Raw genomic sequence first — 22,236 nt, 5'->3', positions numbered from 1 at the left:
GCACTGGATGGAAGAAGCCGCGAGCCGTGCTGAGGCCCGGCTGAAGGCTGCCGGCATCAGCCTGACCCTCGGCGGCGAACCCACCTTCGTGCCGGTGGAGCCTGAAGGCCTGGAGTGGTCGGTGGCCGCCGATGGCCCCACCAAGCTGCCGATCGCCCGGGCCATGGCCGCGGCGATCCAGAGACGCACCTGGCCCGGCAGCACGCTCCTCTACTGCAGCGGCAAGCGCTACGAAGGGGAGGTCAACCCCCGCTGGGCACTGCGCCTGGTCACGCGGCTCGACGGCCGGCCGATCGCCCCCTGGCCCCAACACCCCGGCGAGGGGGAGGCCCTCAGTGCCGAAGCCGGCGAGGCCTGGCTGGAGCAGCTGGGCGAGGCCCTGGGGATCCAGCTGAACCCGCAGCGTTTCCGCGATGGGGACGATCCCGAGCGGGCGGTCTGGGCCACCCCCCTCACCTGGGAGGACGGCCAGTGGCGCAGCCACCGCTGGGATCTGCCCGCCGAAGAGCGCCGCCTCACCGGAGCACAGGGCCCTGCGGGGCTGCGCCTGCCCCTGGAACACTTCCCCGCCGAGATCCCCCGCCAACTGCTCACCCTGGAGATCGGCAGCGGCGGCTTCGGAGCGGAGGGCTGGGGGATCTTCCTGCCCCCCCTGGAGCGCGGCCCCACCGAGGCGTTGCTCACCGCGATCAGCGGCATCCCGCGCTGTCCGCTCAGCGGCTCTCCGCTGAACACCCCGGATTTCAGCGGCCTGCTGCCCGTGGATGCCTCCGAGGGCTGGGACGTGCTCGGACTCACGGCCGACCCCGGGGTGCTGGAGATCAACCTGCCGGTCTGCGAGAGCTGGAGTGCCTACCGCGACTGGATCGTGCTGCTGGCGGACGCCGCCGCGGAGGCCGGTCTGCGCAGCTGGAAGCAGACCCCAGGTGGTGGCGAGGAGGGAACCGGTGGCGGCAACCACCTGCTCTGGGGGGGGAGGGATCTGCAGGACCACCCGTTCTTCCCTCGCCCGGCCTGGCTGGTGGGGATCCTGCGCTACTTCCAGCACCACCCGAGCCTCAGCTACCTGTTCAGCGGCTCCGGCGTGGGGCCGGCCTCCCAGGCCCCACGGCCGGACGAGGCCCTGGGGGACCTGTTCGACCTGGAGCTCGCCTACAGCGTGCTTGAGGCCCACAGCGGTGAGCAGCGCCAGCTGATCGGCGAGACCCTGCGCCATCTCCATGCCGACCGCTCCGGCAACAACCACCGCAGCGAGATCAGCCTCGACAAGTTCTGGAACCCCGGCGCACCGGCCGGCTGCCTGGGGCTGATCGAATTCCGGGCCCTCGAGTCGCTGCCCCGGCCCGACTGGATGGCGGCGATCGCCCTGCTCTGGACTCACCTGGCGGCCCTGCTGCTGGATCCGGAGCGGCGGCCGGCCCAGCTGCGGAACTGGGGCAGGGAGCTGCACGACCGGCTGTTGCTGCCCAGCCAGCTCTGGGCTGATCTCGAAGCGGTGCTGGCCGATCTGGCCGGCGCCGGCCTGCCCCTGGACGCGGATCCCTACCGCGAGATCTGGGCGTGGCGCTTCCCGCTCCTGCTGAGCTGGGAGGGTGAGGCCACGGCCCGGCTCGAGCTTCGACTGGCCCTGGAGCCCTGGCCCCTGATCTGCGACACGCCGCGGGAGGGGGGCTTCACCAGCCGGTTCGTCGATGGCTCCCTGCGGCGTTTCGAGGTCGTGGCGAGTGCGGCGCTGCGCCAGGCCTACCGGCTGGTGCTCAACGGTCGGCCGCTGCCCCTCGACACCCCCGGCCCGCTGGCGGTGCGCTACCGCGCCTCCCGGCTCTACCCCTGCTTCCACGCCGGGATCGCCCCGACCATGCCGCTGGTGCTGCAGCTCCTGCCCGCCACCGGCAACCAGCCGATCGCCCAGTGGCAGCTTCCAGCCGACGGGCAGGCCTTCGAGCCCATGGCCCCGGAACCGCTGGCCAGCCCCCAGGCTCCGCCCTGGCAACCCCATCCCGACCGGCCCTGCAGCGTGGATCTGCGCCTGCCGCTCAGCCCACCGCTCCCGATCCCATAAATGACAAAGCAGACGCGATCCCGAACAATTCCACGCCAAAGGGCTGCAGGGGCCGCCGATCTCCCCTAGCAGTGGTGGGTAACGCTGCGGCAGATCGCCAGCATGGGTGGGTCTCTATCGGTGGAACCGGCTGCGCCGCCGGTGGCGACGCGGAACCCGGAGCTCTCGCTGCGCAGGGAAAACGGTCAGCGCGAGGTGTTCTGCGGCCTCACCTCGATCGTGTGGCTGCACCGGCGCATGCCCGACGCGTTCTTTCTGGTGGTGGGCTCCCGCACCTGCGCCCACCTGATCCAGAGCGCGGCCGGGGTGATGATCTTCGCCGAGCCCCGCTTCGGCACGGCGATCCTGGGGGAGCGGGACCTGGCCGGCCTGGCCGATGCCAACGAGGAACTCGATCGGCTGGTCGCCGACCTGCTGGTGCGGCGGCCTGAGATCCGCACCCTGTTCCTGGTGGGCTCCTGCCCCAGCGAGGTGATCAAGCTGGATCTGGGCAAGGCGGCCGAACGGCTCAACGCTCAGCTGGCCGGCCGGGTGCGGGTGCTGAACTACAGCGGCAGCGGCATCGAAACCACCTTCACCCAGGGGGAGGACCAGGCCCTGCTGGCGATGGTGCCGCTGATGCCGGCCAGCCCCCCAGGCACCGAGGCCGACCAGCTGCTGATCGTGGGCACCCTGGCCGATGCGGTGGAGGACCGCCTGGTGGACCTGTTCCACCGGCTCGGCATCCCCCGGGTGAGCAGCCTTCCCCCCCGCCAGTCCCGAGACCTGCCGTCGATCGGCCCCGGCACCCGGGTGCTGCTGGCCCAGCCGTTCCTCTCGGCCACGGCCCGGGCCCTCACCGCCCGGGGCGGCCAGCTGATCACGGCCCCCTATCCCCTGGGCGTGGAGGGCAGCGCCGCCTGGATGACGGCGGCCGCCGAGGCCTTCGGCATCCCGCCCGCCCAGGTGGCGGCCGTGCTGGATCCGCTGGTGGAGCGCGGCCGCCGAGCGGTCGCCCCCCACCGGGAGGTGCTGGCGGGCAAGCGCCTCTTCCTGCTGCCCGATTCCCAGCTGGAGCTCTCCCTGGCCCGCTTTCTGCAAAGGGAATGCGGCATGAGCCTGGTGGAGGTGGGCACGCCCTACCTGGATCGGGCCCTGCTGGAGGGTGAACTCGCCCTGCTGCCGCCCGGCACCCCGATCAGCGAGGGCCAGCACCTGGAGAACCAGCTCGACCGCGTGCGGGCGGCACGCCCCGATCTGGTGGTGTGCGGCCTCGGCCTGGCCAATCCGCTGGAAGCGGAGGGCATCGCCACCAAGTGGTCGATCGAGCTGGTGTTCAGCCCGATCCATGGCTGCGACCAGGCGGGCGATCTGGCCGAACTCTTCGCCCGCCCCCTGCGTCGCCGCGAACTGCTGCGCTTCAGCTGATGGAACTCACGCTCTGGACCTACGAAGGCCCTCCCCATGTGGGGGCCCTGCGCATCGCCGCCTCGATGGAGGGGGTGCACCTGGTGCTCCATGCCCCCCAGGGGGACACCTACGCCGATCTGCTGTTCACGATGATCGAGCGGCGGGAGCAGCGTCCCCCGGTCACCTACACCACCTTCCAGGCCCGCGATCTGGGTGGCGACACGGCCGATCTGGTGAAGCGGTCGATCCACGACGCCGTGCAGCGCTTCCGGCCCGACGCCCTGCTGGTGGGCGAGAGCTGCACCGCCGAGCTGATCCAGGACCAGCCCGGTGCCCTGGCCGCCGGCATGGATCTGGGCGGCATTCCGATGGTGAGCCTGGAGCTGCCCGCCTACTCCAAGAAGGAGAACTGGGGCGCCGCCGAGACCTTCTATCAACTGGTCCGGGGGCTGCTCCGATCGGAGGTGCCGCCTCCGGGGAGCGCCAAACCAGCGCCGGACCGCTGGCGCGCCGAGGGCCGCCGGCCGCGGGTGAACCTGCTGGGGCCCAGCCTGCTGGGCTTCCGTTGCCGCGACGACGTGCGGGAGGTGAGCCGCCTGCTGGCCGAGCATGGCATCGACGTGGCCGTGGTGGCTCCTCTCGGGGCCCGTGCCGCCGACCTGCTGCGCCTGCCCAGCGCCGATGCCAACGTGTGCCTCTACCCCGAGGTGGCCGCCCCGGTCTGCAGCTGGCTGGAGCGCAACTTCGGCATGCCCGTGGTGAAGACCGTGCCGATCGGCATCGGCGCCACCGGCGACTTTCTGCGGGAACTGCACGAGCGGCTGGGCATGGAGCGGCCTGCTGCGCTCAGCCCGGAGGGCGAGGGGATGCGGGAGGCCGAACGCCGCTCCCGCCTGCCCTGGTATTCCCGTTCGGTGGACTCCACCTACCTCACCGGCAAGCGGGTGTTCATCTTCGGCGATGCGACCCATGCCATCGCGGCGGCGCGGGTGGCGAGCCGGGAGCTCGGCCTGCGGGTGGTCGGTCTGGGCAGCTTCAGCCGCGAGCTGGCCCGCGAGGTCCGGGCGGCGGCGGCGGATCTCGGCCTCGAGGCCCTGATCACCGACGACTACCTCCGGGTGGAGCAGGCCATGGCCGAGGCCATGCCCGAGCTGGTGCTGGGCACCCAGATGGAGCGCCACAGCGCCAAGCGGCTGGGCATTCCCTGTGCCGTGATCAGTGCCCCGCTGCACGTGCAGGACGTGCCGGCCCGCCATGCCCCCCAGATGGGCTGGGAAGGAGCCAATGAGCTCTTCGACAGCTGGGTGCACCCGCTGATGATGGGCCTGGAGGAACACCTGATCGGCATGTTCCGCCACGACTTCGAATTCGTGGAGGGCCACCGCAGCCACCTGGGCGGCCAGACGGCGACGGCGCAGGCCGCCACACCGCAAGCCGAAACAGCACAGGCCGAAACACCGCCGCCGGGCCGGGCCCCGGCCGACCAGACCGGGGAGAGCGGCGAGCGAACGCCGGTCGGGGCCAGCACACCAGCCTGGAGCCCGACCGGCGAGGCCGAACTGGCCAAGATCCCCTTCTTCGTGCGCGGCAAGGTGCGCCGCAACACCGAGGCCTATGCCCGCGACCAGGGCCTCGCCCTGATCGACAGCGAGGCCCTCTACGCCGCCAAAGCCCACTTCTCCGCCTGAGCCCCCGTCCCCCTGAATTCCCCCATGACCACCACTCTGCGCCGTCCCGATGGGGAAGGCAGCCTCCAGGTCCACCAGGACCCCAGCGTCAACATCGAGACCGGCGCCCTGGTGATCGCCGTGTACGGCAAGGGCGGCATCGGCAAGAGCACGACCAGCTCCAATCTTTCCGCGGCATTTTCCAAGCTCGGCAAGCGGGTGCTGCAGATCGGCTGCGATCCCAAGCACGACAGCACCTTCACGCTCACCAAGCAGATGGTGCCCACGGTGATCGACATTCTCGAGACCGTGGATTTCCACACCGAGGAACTGCGCCCTGAGGATTTCGTGTTCGAGGGCTTCAACGGTGTGCAGTGCGTGGAATCCGGCGGACCGCCGGCCGGCACCGGCTGCGGTGGCTACGTGACCGGCCAGACCGTGAAGCTGCTCAAGGAGCATCACCTGCTGGAGGACACCGATGTGGTGATCTTCGATGTGCTCGGCGATGTGGTGTGCGGCGGTTTCGCCGCGCCGCTGCAGCACGCCCACTACTGCTTGATCGTGACGGCGAACGACTTCGACTCGATCTTCGCCATGAACCGCATCATCGCGGCGATCCAGGCCAAGGCGAAGAACTACAAGGTGCGGCTCGGCGGCGTGGTGGCCAACCGCTCGAAGGACACCGACCAGATCGACCGCTTCAACGACCGGGTGGGCATGAAGACCATGGCCCACTTCCCCGACCTCGATGCCATCCGCCGTTCGCGGCTGAAGAAGTGCACGATCTTCGAGATGGAGCCCACCCCCGAGGTGGAAGCGGTCCAGAACGAATACCTGCGCCTGGCCCAGTCGATGCTCGAGACCGTGGAGCCCCTGGAGGCCGAATCCCTCAAGGACCGGGAGATCTTCGACCTGCTCGGCTTCGACTGAGCCGTGGCCGCGGCCGCGGCCGACGCTGCCCTGCCAGCGCTGATCCGTGGCCTGCAGCAGCCGCAGGCCTACCCCCACCCCGTGGGGGAGATCCGGCTGCTGCAGACCCACATCTCCTGGATCCTGCTCACCGGCACCGTCGCCTACAAGATCAAGAAGCCGGTGGATTTCGGCTTCGTCAACTTCAGCAACCTGGAGCGACGGCGCCGCTGCTGCCATGAGGAAGTGCGCCTCAACCGCCGCCTCACCCCCTGGCTCTACCAGGGGGTGGTGGCGATCGTCGGCAGCCCCGAGCGGCCGCGGCTGCAGGCAACCCCCCGGGCCGAGGACAGCGAGCCGGGGGAGGACGAGGCCCCGATCCTTGAGTACGCCGTCCGCATGGGGCAGTTCCCCCAGGAGGCCCTGCTGCCGGCCGCCCTGGCCCGGGGAGCCGTGACCCGCCGCCACCTGGACGGGCTGGCCGAGCGGCTGGCCCGCTTCCACGCCGCCGCCGCGACGGCAAGACCCGACGGCGCCTTCGGCACCCCGGCGGCGGTGCGACAACCGGTGCTGGCCAACGTCACCAGCCTGCTGGCCCATGCCGATCCGGGCCTGGAACACCGGCTGCGGCGGTTGCAGGACTGGATCGCCGGGAGCTACGGACGGCTGGAGAGCCGCTTCGCGCAGCGTCTCGCCAGCGGCCGGGTGCGGGAATGCCACGGCGATCTGCACCTGGGCAACATGCTGCTGCTCCAGGACCGCATCGAGGTCTTCGACTGCCTGGAGTTCAATGCCGCTCTGCGCTGGATCGATGTGATCAGCGACATGGCCTTCCTGGTCATGGACCTGCAGGAACGGCACTGCGCCCCGCAGGGCTGGCGGCTGCTGAACCAGTGGCTGGAGCACAGCGGCGACTACGCCGGCCTGGAGCTCTGGGCCTGGTACCTGAGCTACAGGGCCCTGGTGCGGGCCAAGGTGGCCGCCCTCGGCGGCGATGGCGCGGCGGTGGAGCGCTACCTCGCCCTGGGGGAGAGTCCAGGCCCGCCCCAGCCCCAGGCCCTGGTGCTCTGCCACGGCGTCTCGGGCTCGGGGAAGTCCCACCACAGCGCCGGGCTGATCGAGGAGCTGGGGGCGATCCGCCTCCGCTCGGACGTGGAGCGCAAGCGGCTGTTCGGCCTCTGGGGCCAGGGCGACGGGGAGCCGCGCCGCGGCGATCCCTACGCGGCGGCCGTGGGGGAGGAGCTGTTCGAGCGTCTGCTGCCGGAACTGGCGCGGCCCCTGCTGGCGGCGGGTTTCTGCGTGATCGTGGATGCCACGTTCCTGCGGCTTCGCGATCGCCAGACCATGGCCGGGCTGGCGGCGCAGGCGGGGGTTCCCCTGCTGATCCTGGCGTTCACCGCACCCCGCCCCCTCATCGAGGGACGGATCCTGCAGCGGCAGCAGAGCGGCGGCGACCCCTCCGACGCCGATCTGGCTGTGCTGGCAGCCCAGTGGGAGCGGCTGGAGCCGCTCACCCCCGCCGAGCGGGCCGCCGCGATCGAGGTGGAGCCCGCCACCCCGGTCAGCAGCACCGCCGCGGCCATCCGGCAGCGGCTGCTCACTCCGCCGGCGCGGTCCTGATGGGCGTCCGGGGAGAGGACTGGGGGGAGGTCTGGGGGGACAGGGCCCCGTCGGATGGTTGCGCCTGGGGCAGGGGCTCCTTGGGCGGATTCGACGGTGGATTCTTTGGCGGATTCGTTGATGGATTGTTCGGCAGGGGCGGCACCGGCGGCACGAAGGGAGAGGGCGTGGTCCCTTCGGAGCGGACGCTCTCGGGGTTGGGCTCGGTCTCCGGACCGATCACATCGATGGAGGTGCGCTGCACCAGCAGGCGGTAGCGGTAGGGCTGCCGGGAATTGATGAAGTCCTGCACCTCCGCCACCTGCCGGGGCGTGGGCAGGTTGGGCTTGCTGACCCGCACCGAGGCGATGATCAGCGGGGGGTTCTGAGCCCAGTCGATGGTGATGCCCACCAGTTCCGAATCCTGACCGAGCGTGATCGTCTCGTTGCGCAGGCTCTGATCGATCGCCTGTTCGACCCGGAGCAGGGCCGCCTGGCGACGGGCCTCGCTGGTCAGGGTGAGGAAACTGGTGCTCAGGGGCACCAGCAGCAGGCCGGTGAGCAGCAGGCTCACCAGACCGAGCCGGCTGGAGAGCAACCGCTGCCGCAGTTCCGGGCGGGTGATCCCCAGGGTGATCAGGGCGCCGCTGAGGATTCCAAGCAGGTTGGCGGCGAACAGCAGGCCGGCACCCCAGGCCTGCTGCCACTGGCCCACCGCCAGCAGCAGGCCAAGGGCGCAGACCGGCGGCACGAGCGCCACGGCGATGGCCGTGCCCGCCAGGGAGGAGATGGCCTTGGTGCGCACCTTCGCGTAGGTGGCGATCGCTCCGGCCACCAGGGCGATGCCCAGGTCGAGCAGGTTGGGGGAGGTGCGGCCGATCACCTCCGAACCGAAGACCGCCAGTCCCACGATCCTGCCCAGCAGGGCCGAGATCAGCACGGTGGCCACCACGCCGATGCCCAGCGTCAACAGGGCCTGCCCTGCCAGGGGAAGGCGGCCCCGCAGGATGGCGAAGGCCGTGGCCCGCAGCGGCAGGATCCAGGGGGCGATCAACATGGCGCCGATCACCACGGCGGCACTGTTGGCCAGCAGTCCCAGAGTGGCGATCAGGGCGGCGGCCGCCGTGAGCACGACAAATTCCTGATCGAGCCGGGCATCCGCCTCCAGCTGCCGACCCAGGGCCGTGGTACTGAGAACAGCAGGCATGGTGCTGGCGAAGCCGTCCGGGAATCATCAGTCAGATGGCCACCGGGGCCCAGCCCGGATCCGCAACCCGGATCCGCAGCCTGAATCCGCAGCCCGAATGGCAGCCTGGAGCGGCCGAAAGCGGGGCTCCCGCACCGATGGCCCGCCCGCAGCGCTCCCCCCAGCCCCCTCCGCACCCCGGCCCCTCCCCGGCGCTGCGGCAGCGCACCGTGCTGGTGAGTGGGGCCAGCCGGGGCATCGGCAGGGCGATCGCCTCACGGCTGCTGGAGGCCGGGCACCGCCTCAGCCTCGGGGTCCGGGATCCGGAAGCGCCCGAGGCCTGGTGGGCGTCCAGCCCCTCCATCGCCGGGACAGCCGAGAGGCTGCTGATCCATCCCTACGACGCCCTGGCCGCTGAGCAGAGCGCCAACAGTGGCGAGACCTGGGTGGAGGCCACGGTGGCCCGCTGGGGCGGCGTGGATGCGGTGGTGCACAGCGCCGGCATCCTGTCGCGGGTGGGGGTGACCTACTCGACCCAGGAAGCCGGTGAGATCCGGCAGCTCCTCGACGTGAACCTGATGGGTCCCTGGCGCCTCAGCCGCGCCGCCTGGCCCCACCTGGAGGCCAGCGGTGACGGCCGGGTGCTGACGCTGGTGTCGATGAGCGGTAAACGCGTCAAGGGACGGCTCGCCGCCTACGGCGTGAGCAAGTTCGCCCTGATGGGGCTGTGCCAGGCCCTGCGCAACGAGGGCTGGGAGGCGGGGATCCGCGTCACGGCGATCTGCCCCGGTTGGGTCAACACCGCCATGGCCGCGGCGGTCACAGCCGTGCCGCCCGAGGCGATGACCCAGCCCGAGGACCTGGCCGACACGGTGGCCCACCTGCTGAGCCTGCCGGCCGCAGCGGTGCCCTTCGAGCTGGCCGTGAACTGCGTGCTGGAGAGTGGCGGTTGATCGTCCGGCCGCGATGACGCGCCACCGCTTCCAGCTCCGCCGCCCCCATCGCACCTACAAGACCCTGCTGGCGGCCTGTCTGCTGTTGCTGATCAGCTTCACCCTGCCGCCCACCTGGCATGGAATCTCCAGCGTGGGCTATCTCCTGCTGGGGCTGGTGATGGTGCTGGGCCTGGGCGACCCTGTGGATCACCTGAAGGTCGGCGCCGTACCCCGCCGGCTGTTCAAGCTGCTCGGCTGGGCCACCTTCGTGAGCGGGCTCCTCTGGTTCCTCACACCGCTGCAGCTGCGCCAGTCGGGCGTGCCGGTGCTGATCCTCTGGGCCCTGTTCAGCAACTGGAGCGCGATCCGGCTGATCCGGGGGCTGGCGGAGGAACAGGAGGTGAGCATGGATGTGCTGCGGGGATCCCTGGCCGGTTACCTGATGCTGGGCCTGGCGGGGGGGCTGATATGCGCGGCCCTGGAAACCACCACGCCGGGCAGCTTCAGCAACATCAACCTCGCCGGCTCCATCCCGGCCACCGAGGCCGAGGTGTACCCGGTATGGAGCCTGAACTTCGTGCGGCTCAACTACTTCGCCTTCGTGAGTCTCACCACGGCGGGCTACGGCGACATCACCCCCCTCACGCCGATGGCGCAGATGGTGAGCGTGGGGCTGGCCGTGGTGGGCACCTTCTACATCGCGGCGGTGATGGGCCTGCTGATCAGCCGTCTCTCCACAGTCCAGCCACAGGGCCTGGCCCAGCCCCCCAGCCTCGAGCCGCCGCAGAAGGCTGAGCAGCAGAGGGCTGAGCAGCAGAGGGCCGAGCAGCAGCGGGATCCCTAGAACGCCTCGGAGCCGCGCTGCTCGCCTGCCCGAGGAGCGCGGCGGCGGAGTTCCCAGCCCTTCACGATCCTGTAGATCACCGGCACCACGAACAGGCTGAGCACCGTGGCCACCAGCAGGCCGGCAAACACCACCGTGCCGATGCTGATGCGGCTGGCGGCGCCGGCACCGGAGGCGAAGAGCAGCGGCAGGAAGCCAGCCAGGGAGGAGATGGCCGTGAGCAGGATGGGGCGCAGACGGGCCACGGCGGCGCCGTGGATGGCCTGCTCCAGCGGCATTCCGGCGGCCAGGCGCTGGTTGGCGAACTCCACGATCAGGATGCCGTTCTTGGCCGCCAGGCTCACCAGCACCAGCAGGCCCATGCGGCCGTACACGTCGAGGGGCAGGTCCCGGATCGCCAGCCCGGCGATGCCGCCCAGCAGCCCCAGGGGCACCGTGACCAGGATGATCATCGGGTCGATGAAGTTCTCGTAGAGGCCCGCCAGCACCAGCAGCATCACCAGCACCGCCAGCAGGAACACCTGCTCGTTGGCGCCGCCGGCGCGGGCCTCCTCCCGGGCCAGGCCCGCCCACTCCAGATCGGTGGCGGAACTGCCCAGCTGGCGGCGCACCTCCTGCAGCCGGTCCATGGCCTGGCCCGTGCTCACCCCCAGCCGCGGTTGGGCCCGGATGCCGATCGAGCGCACCAGGCGGGTGTGGTTGATCGCCGTGGGACCCGTGCTCTCCACCACCCGCACCAGCTGGGCCAGGGGGATGAGGGTGTCATCCCTGCCGCGCACCTGCAGCGACAGCACATCCTGCACGTTGCGGCGCTCGGAGCCCTCGAGCTGCACGATCACCCGCCGCACCCGGTCGCCCTCGAAGCTGTCGTTCACGTAGTCGCTGCCGAAGCTGGCGCCGAGCACATCCACCAGCTCCTCGAGATCCACCCCCAGGGACGCCAGTTTGAGCCGATCCGGCTCCAGCCGCATCAGCGGTGCATCCGCCTGGAAGCGGGTGTTCACCCGCTCGAAGGCGCCGGTGGCCTCGGCGGCCTCGATGAAGGCCTGGGCGGTCTGCTCGAACGCGGTGAGGCTGAGCCGGCCGCCGCTGGTGTCGAGCAGGTCGAACTCGATGCCCCCCTCACTGCCGAAACCGCGCACCGTGGGCGACTCGATCACCACCACCTGGGCATCGTCGATCGTGGAGGCCAGCTGGCCGTTCAGCCGGCCGGCCAGGGCGGCCGGGGTCTGGTCGCTGCCCGGCCTCGCCTCGACGGGCTTGAGGCGCAGAAAGAAGATGCCCTTGTTGGGGCCGCTGTCGCCGAAGGATCGACCGGCGTAGAAGTTGCCCGAGACAACCAGGGGGTCGCGGGCGATCACCTGCCGTACCCGCTCCATCACCGCCTGGGTCCGCGCCAGCGCCATGCCGTCGGGAAGCACCACGATGCCCCGCAGCTGACTGCCGTCCTCCTGGGGAATGAACGCCTTGGGCCGCTGCTGGTAGGCCGCGGCGGTGAGCAGCAGGCCCACCAGCAGCAGGGCCACGATGCGGCGGCGCCAGCCCAGCGCCCGGGTGAGCCAGCGGTCGTAGGGCACTTCGAGGGCCTCGAGGGCCCGCCGCGGCGGATCGATCCAGCGGCGCAGCCAGGCCGGCTCCCGCTGCTCAGAGCTGAGCAGCCGGCTGGCGGCCACGGGCGTGAAGGTGAGGGCGTTGAAGGTGGAGAACACGATCGTGGCCCCGATCGTGAGGCCGATCGGGGCATAGAGGCGGCCGGTGCTGCCGCCCAGGGTGAGCACCGGCAGGAACACGGCGATCAGCACCAGGGAGGTGGCCACCACCGCCCCACCCAGCTCGGCCATGGCCTCGCGGGCCGCCAGCAGCGGTGGCTGCCCCCGCTCCAGCCGGCGACCGATGTCCTCGCTCACCACGATGGCGTCGTCCACCACCAGGCCGGTGGCGAGCACCATGCCGAACAGGGTGAGGGTGTTGATCGAGCTGTCGGTGAGCCGCAGCACCGTGAGCGCCCCCACCAGCGCCACCGGCACCGCCAGCGCGGAAATCAGGGCCAGGCGGCTGTTGCCCAGGCCCAGCAGCAGCGAGAGGAACACCAGCAGCACCGCATCCCGCAGGCTGGCCAGGGTGCGGTCGATGTTCTCACGCACCGTCTCGGCCTCATCGATGATCACCTGGAACTCGAGCCCGGGCGGCAGGCTTTCGGTGATCTCGTCGAGGGCGGTGCTGATGCCACGGCTCACATCCAGGGCATTGCTGCCATCCCGCTGGAAGATGCCCATCGCCACGGTGGTCCTGCCCTGCAGGTTGGTGGCGATGGCGTCGTAGTTCTCGCTGCCGAGGGTCACCCGGCCCACATCGCGCAGCAGGGTCACCCCGCCCTCCGGCGTGGGCGCCACCACGAGCCGCTCGAACTCCTCCACCGTCCGCAACCGGCCTTCCATGCGCAGCGGCAGGGTGAGGATCTGGTCGTCGGGAGCGGGCGCATCACCGGCCTGGCCCAGGGCCGCCAGCACGTTCTGCTCCTCGAGGGCATCGCGCACATCGGTGATGGTGAGCCCCAGCTGGTTGAGCCGGGCCGGATCGAGCCAGAGCCGGAAGGCCAGGGGACTGCCGCCGAACAGGCGGGCCTCCCCCACCCCCGACACCCGCTGCAGACGGTCGATCACCACCTGCTCCACCCAGCCGCTCAGGAAGGTGTCGTCGTAGAGGTCACGGTCGGCGCTGAAGCTCAGCACCATCAGCAGGTCGTCGGAACTGCGGCGCACCCGCACCCCGAAGCGGGCCACCTGGGGCGGCAGGCGCGGATTCACCACCGCCGCCTCGTTCTGGGCGTTGATCTGGTTGATCTCCGGATCGCCGCCCTCGAAGCTGAGGGTGATGCTGCTGCTGCCGGCCGAACTGGTGGAGCGCACCTGATCGAGGCGCTCCAGGCCATTCAGCTGCTTCTCCAGCAGGGTGGTCACCCCCTGCTCCACCACCTCGGGGCTGGCCCCCGGATAGCTGGTGCTCACCGTGACCCGGCCTGGGGCAATGGGGGGCAGATTCTCGATCTGCAGCCCGGGCAGGCTCACGAATCCGGCCAGCAGCACCAGCAGGCTGATCACCAGCGTGAGCACCGGCCGGCGCAGAAAGGGATCCGAGATCGATTTCACGCGGGGGCTTCAGGCAGGTCTGCGCAGCTGGGAAGGGCCCGGATCCGGGCCGCGCAGGCACGTTCTAGGAGAGAGCGGACTGGAAGAGCGTGGATCGAAGGGAGAACGGCCCTAGGCGAGATCGCGCTTGAGCACCACACAGAGGTAATCCGGCGCCTTGTAGCGGCCCGGCAGGCAGAGGTGCAGCTGGGCCAGCCGGCTCCAGCACACGGTGCGCTCGATCGCCGCCCGGCTGCGGCCCTCCTGGAGCAAACGACGCAGGGCCTTGCAGTACAGGGAGTAGTTCGCCTCCAGTTCCCCGATCGTGAGGCCGGTGCTGCTGCTCATGGCGGGAGGGGCGCCCGGGGGGTTCAGGGGCGCCTGTTCACCCTAGGAGTCCGCGGTCTCGGGGCTTGAGGATCCCCAGGCCATGGCGGGTTTGCCGCGCTCAGAGCTCGGGCAGGAGCAGCGCGGCCTGGCCATCACTGAGACGCCCGGCGGCGTGGAGCACCCGGGTGATGGCGTCGATGCCGAGCACGGCCTGACAGCGGTAACCGGCCGCCGCCAGCCGCTCCTTGGCGCGACGGTCATGGTCGCCGCCATGGTCGAGAAACACCACCACATCCTGCACCTGCAGGCCGGAGCTCTCCAGCTTGTTGATCCCTTCCAGCACACTGCCGCCCGTGATCAGGATGTCATCCACCACCACCACCAGATCCCCCTCCTCGAAATCCCCCTCGATCAGGCGGCGCGCTCCATGGGCCTTCACTTCCTTGCGCGGGTAGATCAGCGGCTTGTGCAGCAGCAGGGAAAGACCCGTGGCTGTGGGCAGGGAGCCGTAGGGTATGCCGGCGATCCGGTCGAACACCAGCTCCTCCATCCGGCCCGCATAGGCGTGCAGCACCCGGTGGAAGAGGTTGGGATCGGAAATGATCTGGCGCAGATCGATGTAGTAGTTGAACACCGCCCCGGAAGCCTGCACATAGTCGCCGAACAGCAGGCAACCGATATCGAACAGATCCACGATCAGCGACTCCAGCACATCCGCCGAGGGCAGCAGCGATTCCTGCAGTGCGACACCCGCCGCGGCCGGAGGGGGAGGGGGAACCGTGGCGGTGGCCCCGGTGCTCAGGCTGGCCGTCACCCCCGCGGCCGGCTGGGGCCGGCCGGCCGGGCCGCGCTCCAGGACCGGGCGGGGCGGCGGAGCGGGCAACCACAGGTCGCAGCGTTCGGCGGTGCCGGCGCCGCGTTGCTCCAGCCACTGGGCCCGGGTGGCGTTGATCTGCAGCTTGAGGGCCGCGGCCCGCTCGGCGATGTCGTCCTCCACCAGCAGGTTCTGCGGCAGGGGCAGCAGCAGGCCATCGCCGGCGGCGGTCAGCCCGGCCTGCAGCATCGCCTCGAGCTTCTCCTCCACCCCCCACAGGCTGCGCAGGATCAGGAAGCGCTCCGGGGCCACCTGGCGCACCCGGGCGAGGATCGCCGGATCACTGGTGCCCACCTCCAGCAGGAGCTGTTCGGGCGTGGCCCAGAGCAGGCACTCGCGCACGATCCGCAGGTAGAGGGGCTGGTCGTCGTCGGGAAAGTGCTGGATCTGGCGGGCCGCCTGGTTGGAGCTGTGGCAGGTGATCACCACCGCCCTGTCGGGATAGAGCAGGAAGGGAGCGGCGATGTCCTGCCCGGCCAGGGGCGAGAGGGTGACGGCGTCGGCCAGCAGATCCTTGAACAGGTAGTGGGCCAGCACCGAGGAGGAGTTGAGATCGCCGTGCTTGCAGTCGATGATCAGCGGCAGGTCCGGCGGCACCAGATCCCGCACCTCCAGGAGCAGCTCCAGCCCCACCGGCCCCAGCGCCTGGTAGAAGCCGAGGCTGGGCTTGTAGGCACACACGTGGGGGGCGGTGGCTTCGATCACCGCCTTGATCCAGTGGCGGGCCTGGCTGAGGAAGGAGCGGCCGGCCAGCCCGCGACGGGCCACCCAGCTCTGCAGCATCTCCGGATTGGGGTCCAGGCCGGTGACCAGCAGCGACTGGCGGTCGGCGATCGCGTCGGTGAGGCGAATGAAGAACCCCATCGCCCTGAGGCTGGCTGAGCCTGTTGCTAGGGCAGGGGCCAGGCCGGAAGCGAGGGGCCGACATAGCTCTTATTGATGGTCGCCCCGATGGTCGCCCCGATGGCCGCACGGGGATGGCTGCAGGCCGAGCGCGGCAGCCGCGCCTACGGTCGCGGCATCCGCCGCCCACCACCGATGCCGGTGCCGACGCAGGTCCTGACGCCGATGCTCGCCAGCGTCATGGGCAACGTCACGGCGACCGTCACGGCCACCTCCGCCGGCCTGGAGGATGTGCCGATCCAGGCGCGGCTGCTGTTCATCGGGATGCTGTTTCTCGGCACCCTCGCCATGAGCAAGTTCTCGATCCGGCTGGGCATCCCCGGGGTGCTGGGGGTGCTGCTGCTGGGGCTGGTGGTGAATGTCAACTATCTCGACCTCAACCACGTCGAGGCGGAGAGCCTGCAGGTCTTCGGCCTGGCCCTTCTCCTCTTCTACGCCGGCCTGAAGACCGATCTGCAGGCGATCCGGGGCTTCCTGGAGTACGGCCTGCTGCTGGCCCTGGGTGGCGTGGTGATCACCTCGGCCGCGCTCGGCGGGATGATCTGGTGGCTGTCCTCCAGCACCGCCGACGGGCTGCTGCCGGGCTTCGGCAACGGCATCCCGATCGGCGCGGCCTTCCTGGTGGCGGCCTGCCTGGGCTCCACCGACGCCGGCGCCACGCTGAGCGTGCTCGCCCAGGTCAGCAAGCGGGTGCCGCAACGCCTGCAGCACCTGCTGGAGTTCGAGTCGGCCGTGAACGATCCGGCCGCCCTGCTGGTCTACGGCCTGCTGATCAAGCTGTTCACCCGCCCGTCCCTGCCGGGGGGCGGCGCTGGCATGGAGAGCAGCCTCAGCCAGGCCCTGCTGCAGGCCCTGCAGGACTTCGTGCAGCAGATCGGCTCAGGTCTGATCGTGGGCGTGCTGTTCGGCTACGTCGCCAAGTTCGTCATCGACCACCTGGTGAACGAAAGCTCCCAGCTGCTGGTGGTGGCGATGTCGATCGCCTTCGTCGACTACGGGTGTGCCCACTTCCTGGGCGGCTCGGGCTTCGTGGCGGTGTACGTCACCGGGGTGTTCATGACCAACATGACCTACCGGACCCCGGAGGTGAACCACGAATCGATTCAGGAGGTGCTGCTGCCGTTCAACACCATGACGGAGATCACCATCTTCCTGATCTTCGGTCTGCTGGTGCAACCGAGCGAACTGATCGGCGCCCTGCCGATGGGGATCGCCACCGCCGCCGCCCTGATGCTGGTGGCGCGACCGCTGGGGGTTCTGGCCTTCCAGCCCCTCTCCCCCTTCAGCCGGCGGGAAGGCCTGCTGATCGGCTGGTGCGGTCTGCGCGGGGCCGTGCCCCTGGCCCTGTCGTATCAGGTGGTGGCGGCCATTCCGCTGCTGCGGGGGCTCGATCCGTCCCTGGCGGAGCCCCTGGCCCGCAACGCCCAGGGCATCGTCTTCGTGGTGGTGGTGCTCAACCTGCTGGTGCAGGGCCTCACCCTGCCCAGGGTGTGCCGGGCGATCGGTCTAGAGGGGGGCCGCGGCGGGGAGGCCTGAGGGCCAGCTCAGAGCAGGCGCCAGGGCAGGGTTTCGCCGGCATGGAAGGGCACCAGGTCCACAGCCTGGCCGGCCGCGTCGTTGAGATGGAGCCGGCTCGGCACCTCCTGGGGCTGACGCAGCAAGGTGATCCGCCCGTCGTTGAGCGGCAGCCCGTAGAAGCGGGGTCCGTGCTCGGAGGCAAAGCCCTCGAGGCGGTGCAGGGCGTTCTCGGCCTCGAACACCGCCGCATAGCTCTCGATCGCGTAGGGGGCGTTGAAGATGCCGGCGCAGCCGCATTCCGCCTCCTTCGCCGCCCGGGCGTGGGGGGCCGAATCGGTGCCCAGGAAGAAGCGCGGGTCACCGGAGGTGGCGGCGGCCCGCAGGGCGAGGCGGTGCAGCTCCCGCTTCGCCACCGGCAGGCAATAGAAATCCGGACGGAGGCCTCCCCGGAACATGGCGTTGCGGTTGATGTGGAGGTGGTGGGGTGTGATCGTGGCCGCCAGGTTGGCGGGTCCGCTGCGCACGAAGTCGGCGGCATCGGCGGTGGTGATGTGCTCCAGCACCACCCGCAGACCGGGATGCCGCCCCAGCAGCGGTTCCAGATGGCGCTCGATGAACACCGCCTCGCGGTCGAAGATGTCGATCTCCGGATCCACCACCTCGCCGTGGATCAGCAGCGGCATGCCGATCCGCTCCAGCGTTTCGAGCACCGGCGTGATCGCCTCGATCGAACCCACCCCGGCCGCGGAGTTGGTGGTGGCATGGGCCGGGTAGAGCTTGCAGGCCACCCACACGCCCTCGGCGTGGCCCCGGGCGATCTCCCGCGGGTCGATCGTGTCGGTGAGGTAGGCGGTGAGCAGCGGCTGGAAGCCGCTGCCATCGGGGAGAGCCTCGTGGATCCGGGTGGCATAGGCCCGGGCGGCGGCCACGGTGGTGATCGGCGGGCTCAGGTTGGGCATCACGATGGCGCGGCCGAACTGGCGCGCCGTGGCCATGGCCACCGCCTGGAGCATGGCGCCGTCGCGCAGATGCACATGCCAGTCATCGGGTTGGCGCAGGACGAGCTGCTGGGCCGGCTGGACGGTCATCGGCGAGTGGGAGCGCAACGGGGCCCAAGGAGCCCGGGTCCACCCTGGCAGGGCAGCCGCTGGATTTCCTAAGAATTCTTCTGCTGAGCGCCGAGCAGGCCTGGGCGGCCGCCGGATTTTCTTAGGGTCCAGGCTGCATCCGGGGTTCCATGGGAGCTGAGGCCAACCTCACGATCGGCGAACTGGAAGCGGGCTATCCCACCTACTGCAAGGCGCTGAGGCTGCTGATCAAGAACGGCAAGACACTCACGGCCATCCAGCGCACCGTCTGCTGGGAGCGGCTCAGCCTTCTCCAGAAGTGCCTCCCCACCCGCTACAAGTCCCCCGATTACCTCTATGCGCTGCTGAAGCGTGAGCTCGACCAGGTGGCGGCCTGATCCCTCCAGCCGCCGCTGGCCCGAAGATTCCCATCAGAACGGCAGCGCGCCGCCACGCATCCGCTGATGGCGTGACTCAATGGGAGTACATCCTTCCCTGGCGGAACCCCCTGCCGCCCTGTCCATGGCACACCCCCAGATCCTGATCGTCGGCGGCGGCGCGGCGGGCATCACCGCGGCCGCCCAGCTGAAGCGGGCCCGCCAGGCGCTCGACATCACGATCCTGGAGCCCTCCACCGAGCACTACTACCAGCCGGGCTGGACGCTCGTGGGCGGTGGGGTCTTCAGCATGGACGAGACCCGCCGCGCCGAAGGCGATCTGATTCCCTCCGGCGTGCACTGGATCCGCGAGGGCGCAGCCAGCTTCGAGCCGGACCAGCGGCGGGTCACCACCACCGCAGGCCAGCAGCTGAGCTACGACGTGCTCATCGTGGCCACGGGGCTCAAGCTCTGCTGGGATCGGATCAAGGGGCTGCCGCAGGCCCTGGGCCAGGGCGGCGTCTGCAGCAACTACTCCAGGGACTTCGCCCCCTACACCTGGGAGGCGATCCAGGCGTTCCAGGGGGGCAGTGGCGGCAGCGGCAACGCGGTGTTCACCTGCCCACCGATGCCGATCAAGTGCCCGGGGGCTCCCCAGAAGATCGCCTACATGGCCGACGACGTCTTCAAGAAGAAGCGCCTCCAGGCCCGGGTGATCTACGCCACCGCCACCCCCGGCATCTTTGGGGTTCCCACCTATGCCGCGCCGCTGCGGGAGGTGGTGAAACGCCATGGCATCGACGCCCGCTACAACCACGTGCTCACCGAGGTGCGGCCCGAAACCCGGGAAGCGGTGTTCAAGGTCACCGAGGGAGAGAGCAGCCGCGAGGAGGTGATCCCCTACGGCCTGCTGCATGTCACCCCGCCGATGGCCGCCCCCGATGTGGTGGCCGGCAGCCCCCTGGCCGCCTCCAGCGGCTTCGTGGAGGTCGACAAGTTCACACTCCAGCATCTGCGCTTCCCTGAGGTCTTCTCGCTCGGCGATGTGAGCGGCATCCCCAACTCCAAGACCGCCGCCGCGGTGCGGGGCCAGGCTCCCGTGCTGGTGGCCAACCTGCTGGCCCACCTCGATCGCAGGCCCCTGGAGGCGGCCTACGACGGCTACAGCTGCTGCCCCCTGATCACCGGCTACGGCAAGGCGATCATGGCCGAGTTCAACTACGAGCAGCAGCCGGTACCCTCGTTCCCGCTCGACCCCACCAAGGAGCGCTGGATCATGTGGTTCGTCAAGCGCAAGATCCTGCCCTCGCTGTACTGGAACCGGATGCTCACCGGCGCCCAGCATGAGCGGCGCTTCATGCCGGGGGTGAAGCGCTAGGGGCCCAGCCTCCAACCAGGCGGGCCATGAGACCTTCCTCATCGGCCGGCACCCGCAGCAGGGGGCAGGGCCCGAGCCAGCCCAACCGCTGACGCAGTTCGCCCTCCAGGGCGTCATCGTGCTCGCCGATGCCGCCGGTCAGGGCGATCGCGTCGACACCGCCCAGGCTGGCCGCCATCGCACCGATCCCCTGCAACAGCCGGTGCAGAAAGACATCCAGGGCCAGCTGGGCGGCGGCATGGCCGCTGGCCGCCGCCTGGCGCAGCTCGCGCATGTCACCCGACAGACCCGAGAGTCCCAGCAGGCCACTGCGGTGGTTGAGGTCCTCGTCGATCGCCTCCGGCGCCAGCCCCCGGCGCAGCTGGTGCAGCAGCAGCCCCGGATCGACGCTGCCGCTGCGGCTGGCCATCACCAGGCCCTCCAACGGCGTGAACCCCATGGTGGTGTCGAGGCTGCGGGCTCCGCTGACGGGGTCGAGGCCGATCGCACAGAGGGAACAACCGGCACCGAGGTGGCAGCTGATCAGCCGCCGCAGCTCGGGGTGCCGGGCCGCCACGGTCTCGGCGACGTGCTGGTGGTTGAGACCGTGAAACCCATAGCGCCGCAGCCCAGCCGCCCGCCATGCCGCGGGGATCGCGTAGGTGCGGGCGGGCTCCGGCAGGCTGGCGTGGAAGCCCGTATCGAAACAGGCCCACTGCTCCAGGGCAGGCGGGGGTGACACCAACCTGCTCGCGAACCAGCGGATGGCCCGCAGAGCCGGGCCGTTGTGGAGCGGAGCCAGGGGTTCCAGGGCCTCCAGTGACCCCATCACCGCGGCGGTGAGCCTTGTGGGCCGTGTGAACTGCTCCCCGCCGTGAACCACGCGGTGGGCCACCCGTGCGATGGTCCCGCTCCAGGGGCTGATGGCGGGCATGAGCCAGGCCTCCAGCAGGGCTTCGATGGCGGCGGGATCATCCGGATCCCGCCGCTGCTGGCCCTGCCAGGGGCGGTGGCCATCGGTCCCCACCAGCGAGGCCTTGAGGCTGGAGCTGCCGGCATTCACCACGAGCACCAGGGGGGCCGGCGCGTCCTGGCCGCCCGGATCGCCCAGGGTCACCACCGAAGAGGTCTCCAGCGAAGAGGTCTCCGCCGGAAAGGCCTCTGCTGGAGAGGCTTCTGCCGGAGAGGCGTCACGATCACCAGAGCGACGGACCAACGAGCCCCCCTCACACCAGGCGCATTGGAGCACGGCCCAGCCCGCAGGCCGGTGCTCCAGCCCACACCCTCAGGAGCCGCCTGGAGTACTCAGGGCTGGCCCATGCGTACAGCCCCCACACCAACAACGAGACAGATCAAGGCAACAGCAAGAACTTCCATGGGCAGTCCATCGATCAAGAATGAACATCTCGCGCTGTTCATCGCAGCCGGGCTCAGAGCGAACAGAACAGGCAAGAGCTTCACATCACGAAACGACCGCAGTGATCGGGCATTCAGTAACAACAGGCACCTTGAACGTTCCAGCACCACTGGAACGTCTCAGCGCCATATGAACGCCAACCAGGAGACTGTCCTCAGGAGACGATCATGCGGCCAATGTCCTGCACATTCACAGCTGAGAGCGGTTGCGTCTGGGGCCTCTGGCCCAGTTCTGGCGGGCTAGGAACATTCACTCATCATCAGGAAAAGGTTCTGCTGAAACATCTGCAGAAGGCCTGACAGAGGAGAGTTCCTGCTCTCGATTGGCACGGCCATGGTTGTGATGGTCTTCAGGGTCGTTCGCTTCGCCGCTGCACTTGCCGCGCGAGCAGCTCCGGCCAACGAAGCCTCCGCCGCGCAATCCGCGCTCTGGGAAGGCTCGGAGCGCTCGAAGCGCATCCAGGCCCTCAGGCAGAACTCCTACTGACACTGAGTTGCGCTGATATGGAGTCGCGGTGATACTGAGCCGTGGCGGTCCAGCCCACCGCAGGCGCTGAACCGCCAGGCCAACGCAGACCCAGGAGACACGACAGAATGGCAGGGGCCTGGTACCCCGTGACCTGCTGCCATGCCCTGGACTCCCTACGCCGATTGGATCTTCACGCTGGTCAGCAC

General features: G+C 70.0%; 16 protein-coding genes. 10 read left to right on the top strand and 6 right to left on the bottom strand.

Features of this window, described 5'->3' with window-relative positions:
- Positions 1–7 precede the first annotated feature (7 nt).
- The 5 genes from ACLNEE_RS05640 (at position 8) to ACLNEE_RS05620 (ending at position 7,647) form a co-directional block, all read left to right on the top strand.
- Positions 8–2,062: a transglutaminase family protein gene (locus tag ACLNEE_RS05640; protein ID WP_412006882.1), complete on the top strand. Its 2,055-nt coding sequence runs from the start codon at positions 8–10 to the stop codon at positions 2,060–2,062.
- 102 nt (positions 2,063–2,164) lie between these two features.
- Positions 2,165–3,469, top strand: coding sequence for a ferredoxin:protochlorophyllide reductase (ATP-dependent) subunit N (locus ACLNEE_RS05635; RefSeq protein ID WP_411424610.1), 1,305 nt, complete (start codon positions 2,165–2,167; stop codon positions 3,467–3,469).
- The gene (locus ACLNEE_RS05630) at positions 3,469–5,139 is read left to right on the top strand and encodes a ferredoxin:protochlorophyllide reductase (ATP-dependent) subunit B (RefSeq protein ID WP_411424609.1); all 1,671 of its coding nucleotides are present in this window, start codon (positions 3,469–3,471) and stop codon (positions 5,137–5,139) included. Before ACLNEE_RS05635 ends, ACLNEE_RS05630 begins: the two co-directional genes overlap by 1 nt.
- Before the next feature lie 24 nt (positions 5,140–5,163).
- Positions 5,164–6,048: a ferredoxin:protochlorophyllide reductase (ATP-dependent) iron-sulfur ATP-binding protein gene (bchL, locus tag ACLNEE_RS05625; RefSeq protein WP_411424608.1), complete on the top strand. Its 885-nt coding sequence runs from the start codon at positions 5,164–5,166 to the stop codon at positions 6,046–6,048.
- A 3-nt stretch (positions 6,049–6,051) separates the two neighbouring features.
- Entirely contained in the window at positions 6,052–7,647 is a 1,596-nt protein-coding gene (locus ACLNEE_RS05620) for a bifunctional aminoglycoside phosphotransferase/ATP-binding protein (protein WP_412006881.1), read from the top strand.
- Here the strand turns inward: ACLNEE_RS05620 and ACLNEE_RS05615 are convergent.
- Positions 7,625–8,833 (bottom strand): DUF389 domain-containing protein, encoded by a 1,209-nt coding sequence (locus ACLNEE_RS05615; RefSeq protein WP_411424803.1) that lies wholly within the window; start codon positions 8,831–8,833, stop codon positions 7,625–7,627. The two genes, ACLNEE_RS05620 and ACLNEE_RS05615, sit on opposite strands and share 23 nt — an antisense overlap.
- A 137-nt stretch (positions 8,834–8,970) precedes the next feature.
- Here ACLNEE_RS05615 and ACLNEE_RS05610 point away from each other — a divergent pair, with 137 nt between their 5' ends.
- Complete coding sequence (locus ACLNEE_RS05610) at positions 8,971–9,765, top strand: SDR family NAD(P)-dependent oxidoreductase (RefSeq protein ID WP_412006880.1); 795 nt, start codon at positions 8,971–8,973, stop codon at positions 9,763–9,765.
- Complete coding sequence (locus ACLNEE_RS05605) at positions 9,755–10,591, top strand: potassium channel family protein (RefSeq protein WP_411423648.1); 837 nt, start codon at positions 9,755–9,757, stop codon at positions 10,589–10,591. The genes ACLNEE_RS05610 and ACLNEE_RS05605 overlap by 11 nt, the downstream gene beginning before the upstream one ends.
- Here the strand turns inward: ACLNEE_RS05605 and ACLNEE_RS05600 are convergent.
- From ACLNEE_RS05600 to ACLNEE_RS05590, 3 genes are all read right to left on the bottom strand, one after another.
- The gene (locus ACLNEE_RS05600) at positions 10,588–13,740 is read right to left on the bottom strand and encodes an efflux RND transporter permease subunit (RefSeq protein ID WP_411423647.1); all 3,153 of its coding nucleotides are present in this window, start codon (positions 13,738–13,740) and stop codon (positions 10,588–10,590) included. The genes ACLNEE_RS05605 and ACLNEE_RS05600 overlap by 4 nt on opposite strands.
- 111 nt (positions 13,741–13,851) lie before the next feature.
- Positions 13,852–14,067 carry a DUF3136 domain-containing protein gene (locus ACLNEE_RS05595; protein ID WP_411423646.1) on the bottom strand — a complete coding sequence of 72 codons (216 nt, stop codon included), beginning with the start codon at positions 14,065–14,067 and terminating at the stop codon, positions 13,852–13,854.
- A 100-nt stretch (positions 14,068–14,167) separates the two neighbouring features.
- A complete protein-coding gene (locus ACLNEE_RS05590) occupies positions 14,168–15,787 on the bottom strand; it encodes a bifunctional orotidine-5'-phosphate decarboxylase/orotate phosphoribosyltransferase (protein WP_411423645.1) in 1,620 nt (539 codons plus the stop codon).
- A gap of 87 nt (positions 15,788–15,874) precedes the next feature.
- On the opposite strand from ACLNEE_RS05590, the gene ACLNEE_RS05585 reads away from it, so the two are divergent.
- The gene (locus ACLNEE_RS05585) at positions 15,875–17,362 is read left to right on the top strand and encodes a cation:proton antiporter domain-containing protein (protein ID WP_412006879.1); all 1,488 of its coding nucleotides are present in this window, start codon (positions 15,875–15,877) and stop codon (positions 17,360–17,362) included.
- Positions 17,363–17,370: 8 nt separating this feature from the next.
- Here the strand turns inward: ACLNEE_RS05585 and pyrC are convergent, their stop codons facing one another.
- Complete coding sequence (pyrC, locus tag ACLNEE_RS05580; RefSeq protein ID WP_411423643.1) at positions 17,371–18,432, bottom strand: dihydroorotase; 1,062 nt, start codon at positions 18,430–18,432, stop codon at positions 17,371–17,373.
- Between the two features lie 149 nt (positions 18,433–18,581).
- Between pyrC and ACLNEE_RS05575 the strand changes: the two genes are divergently transcribed.
- Positions 18,582–18,809, top strand: coding sequence for a DUF3136 domain-containing protein (locus tag ACLNEE_RS05575; protein WP_411423642.1), 228 nt, complete (start codon positions 18,582–18,584; stop codon positions 18,807–18,809).
- Between the two features lie 124 nt (positions 18,810–18,933).
- Positions 18,934–20,166, top strand: coding sequence for an NAD(P)/FAD-dependent oxidoreductase (locus ACLNEE_RS05570; protein ID WP_412006878.1), 1,233 nt, complete (start codon positions 18,934–18,936; stop codon positions 20,164–20,166).
- Here the strand turns inward: ACLNEE_RS05570 and ACLNEE_RS05565 are convergent.
- The gene (locus ACLNEE_RS05565; protein WP_411423640.1) at positions 20,144–21,361 is read right to left on the bottom strand and encodes an acetate/propionate family kinase; all 1,218 of its coding nucleotides are present in this window, start codon (positions 21,359–21,361) and stop codon (positions 20,144–20,146) included. The genes ACLNEE_RS05570 and ACLNEE_RS05565 overlap by 23 nt on opposite strands.
- Positions 21,362–22,236 lie beyond the last annotated feature (875 nt).

It is taken from the genome of Aphanothece stagnina RSMan2012, assembly GCF_046764815.1.
GTDB lineage: Bacteria > Cyanobacteriota > Cyanobacteriia > PCC-6307 > Cyanobiaceae > NIES-981.
This window is presented reverse-complemented; position numbering and strand designations above follow the sequence as displayed.

Coding starts and splice junctions, on each gene's coding strand:
- ACLNEE_RS05640 (WP_412006882.1), top strand. CDS start 8: ATGGAAGAAGCCGCGAGCCGTGCTGAGGCCCGGCTGAAGGCTGCCGGC.
- ACLNEE_RS05635 (WP_411424610.1), top strand. CDS start 2,165: ATGGGTGGGTCTCTATCGGTGGAACCGGCTGCGCCGCCGGTGGCGACG.
- ACLNEE_RS05630 (WP_411424609.1), top strand. CDS start 3,469: ATGGAACTCACGCTCTGGACCTACGAAGGCCCTCCCCATGTGGGGGCC.
- bchL (WP_411424608.1), top strand. CDS start 5,164: ATGACCACCACTCTGCGCCGTCCCGATGGGGAAGGCAGCCTCCAGGTC.
- ACLNEE_RS05615 (WP_411424803.1), bottom strand. CDS start 8,833: ATGCCTGCTGTTCTCAGTACCACGGCCCTGGGTCGGCAGCTGGAGGCG.
- ACLNEE_RS05610 (WP_412006880.1), top strand. CDS start 8,971: ATGGCCCGCCCGCAGCGCTCCCCCCAGCCCCCTCCGCACCCCGGCCCC.
- ACLNEE_RS05595 (WP_411423646.1), bottom strand. CDS start 14,067: ATGAGCAGCAGCACCGGCCTCACGATCGGGGAACTGGAGGCGAACTAC.
- ACLNEE_RS05590 (WP_411423645.1), bottom strand. CDS start 15,787: ATGGGGTTCTTCATTCGCCTCACCGACGCGATCGCCGACCGCCAGTCG.
- ACLNEE_RS05585 (WP_412006879.1), top strand. CDS start 15,875: ATGGTCGCCCCGATGGCCGCACGGGGATGGCTGCAGGCCGAGCGCGGC.
- pyrC (WP_411423643.1), bottom strand. CDS start 18,432: ATGACCGTCCAGCCGGCCCAGCAGCTCGTCCTGCGCCAACCCGATGAC.
- ACLNEE_RS05575 (WP_411423642.1), top strand. CDS start 18,582: ATGGGAGCTGAGGCCAACCTCACGATCGGCGAACTGGAAGCGGGCTAT.
- ACLNEE_RS05570 (WP_412006878.1), top strand. CDS start 18,934: ATGGCACACCCCCAGATCCTGATCGTCGGCGGCGGCGCGGCGGGCATC.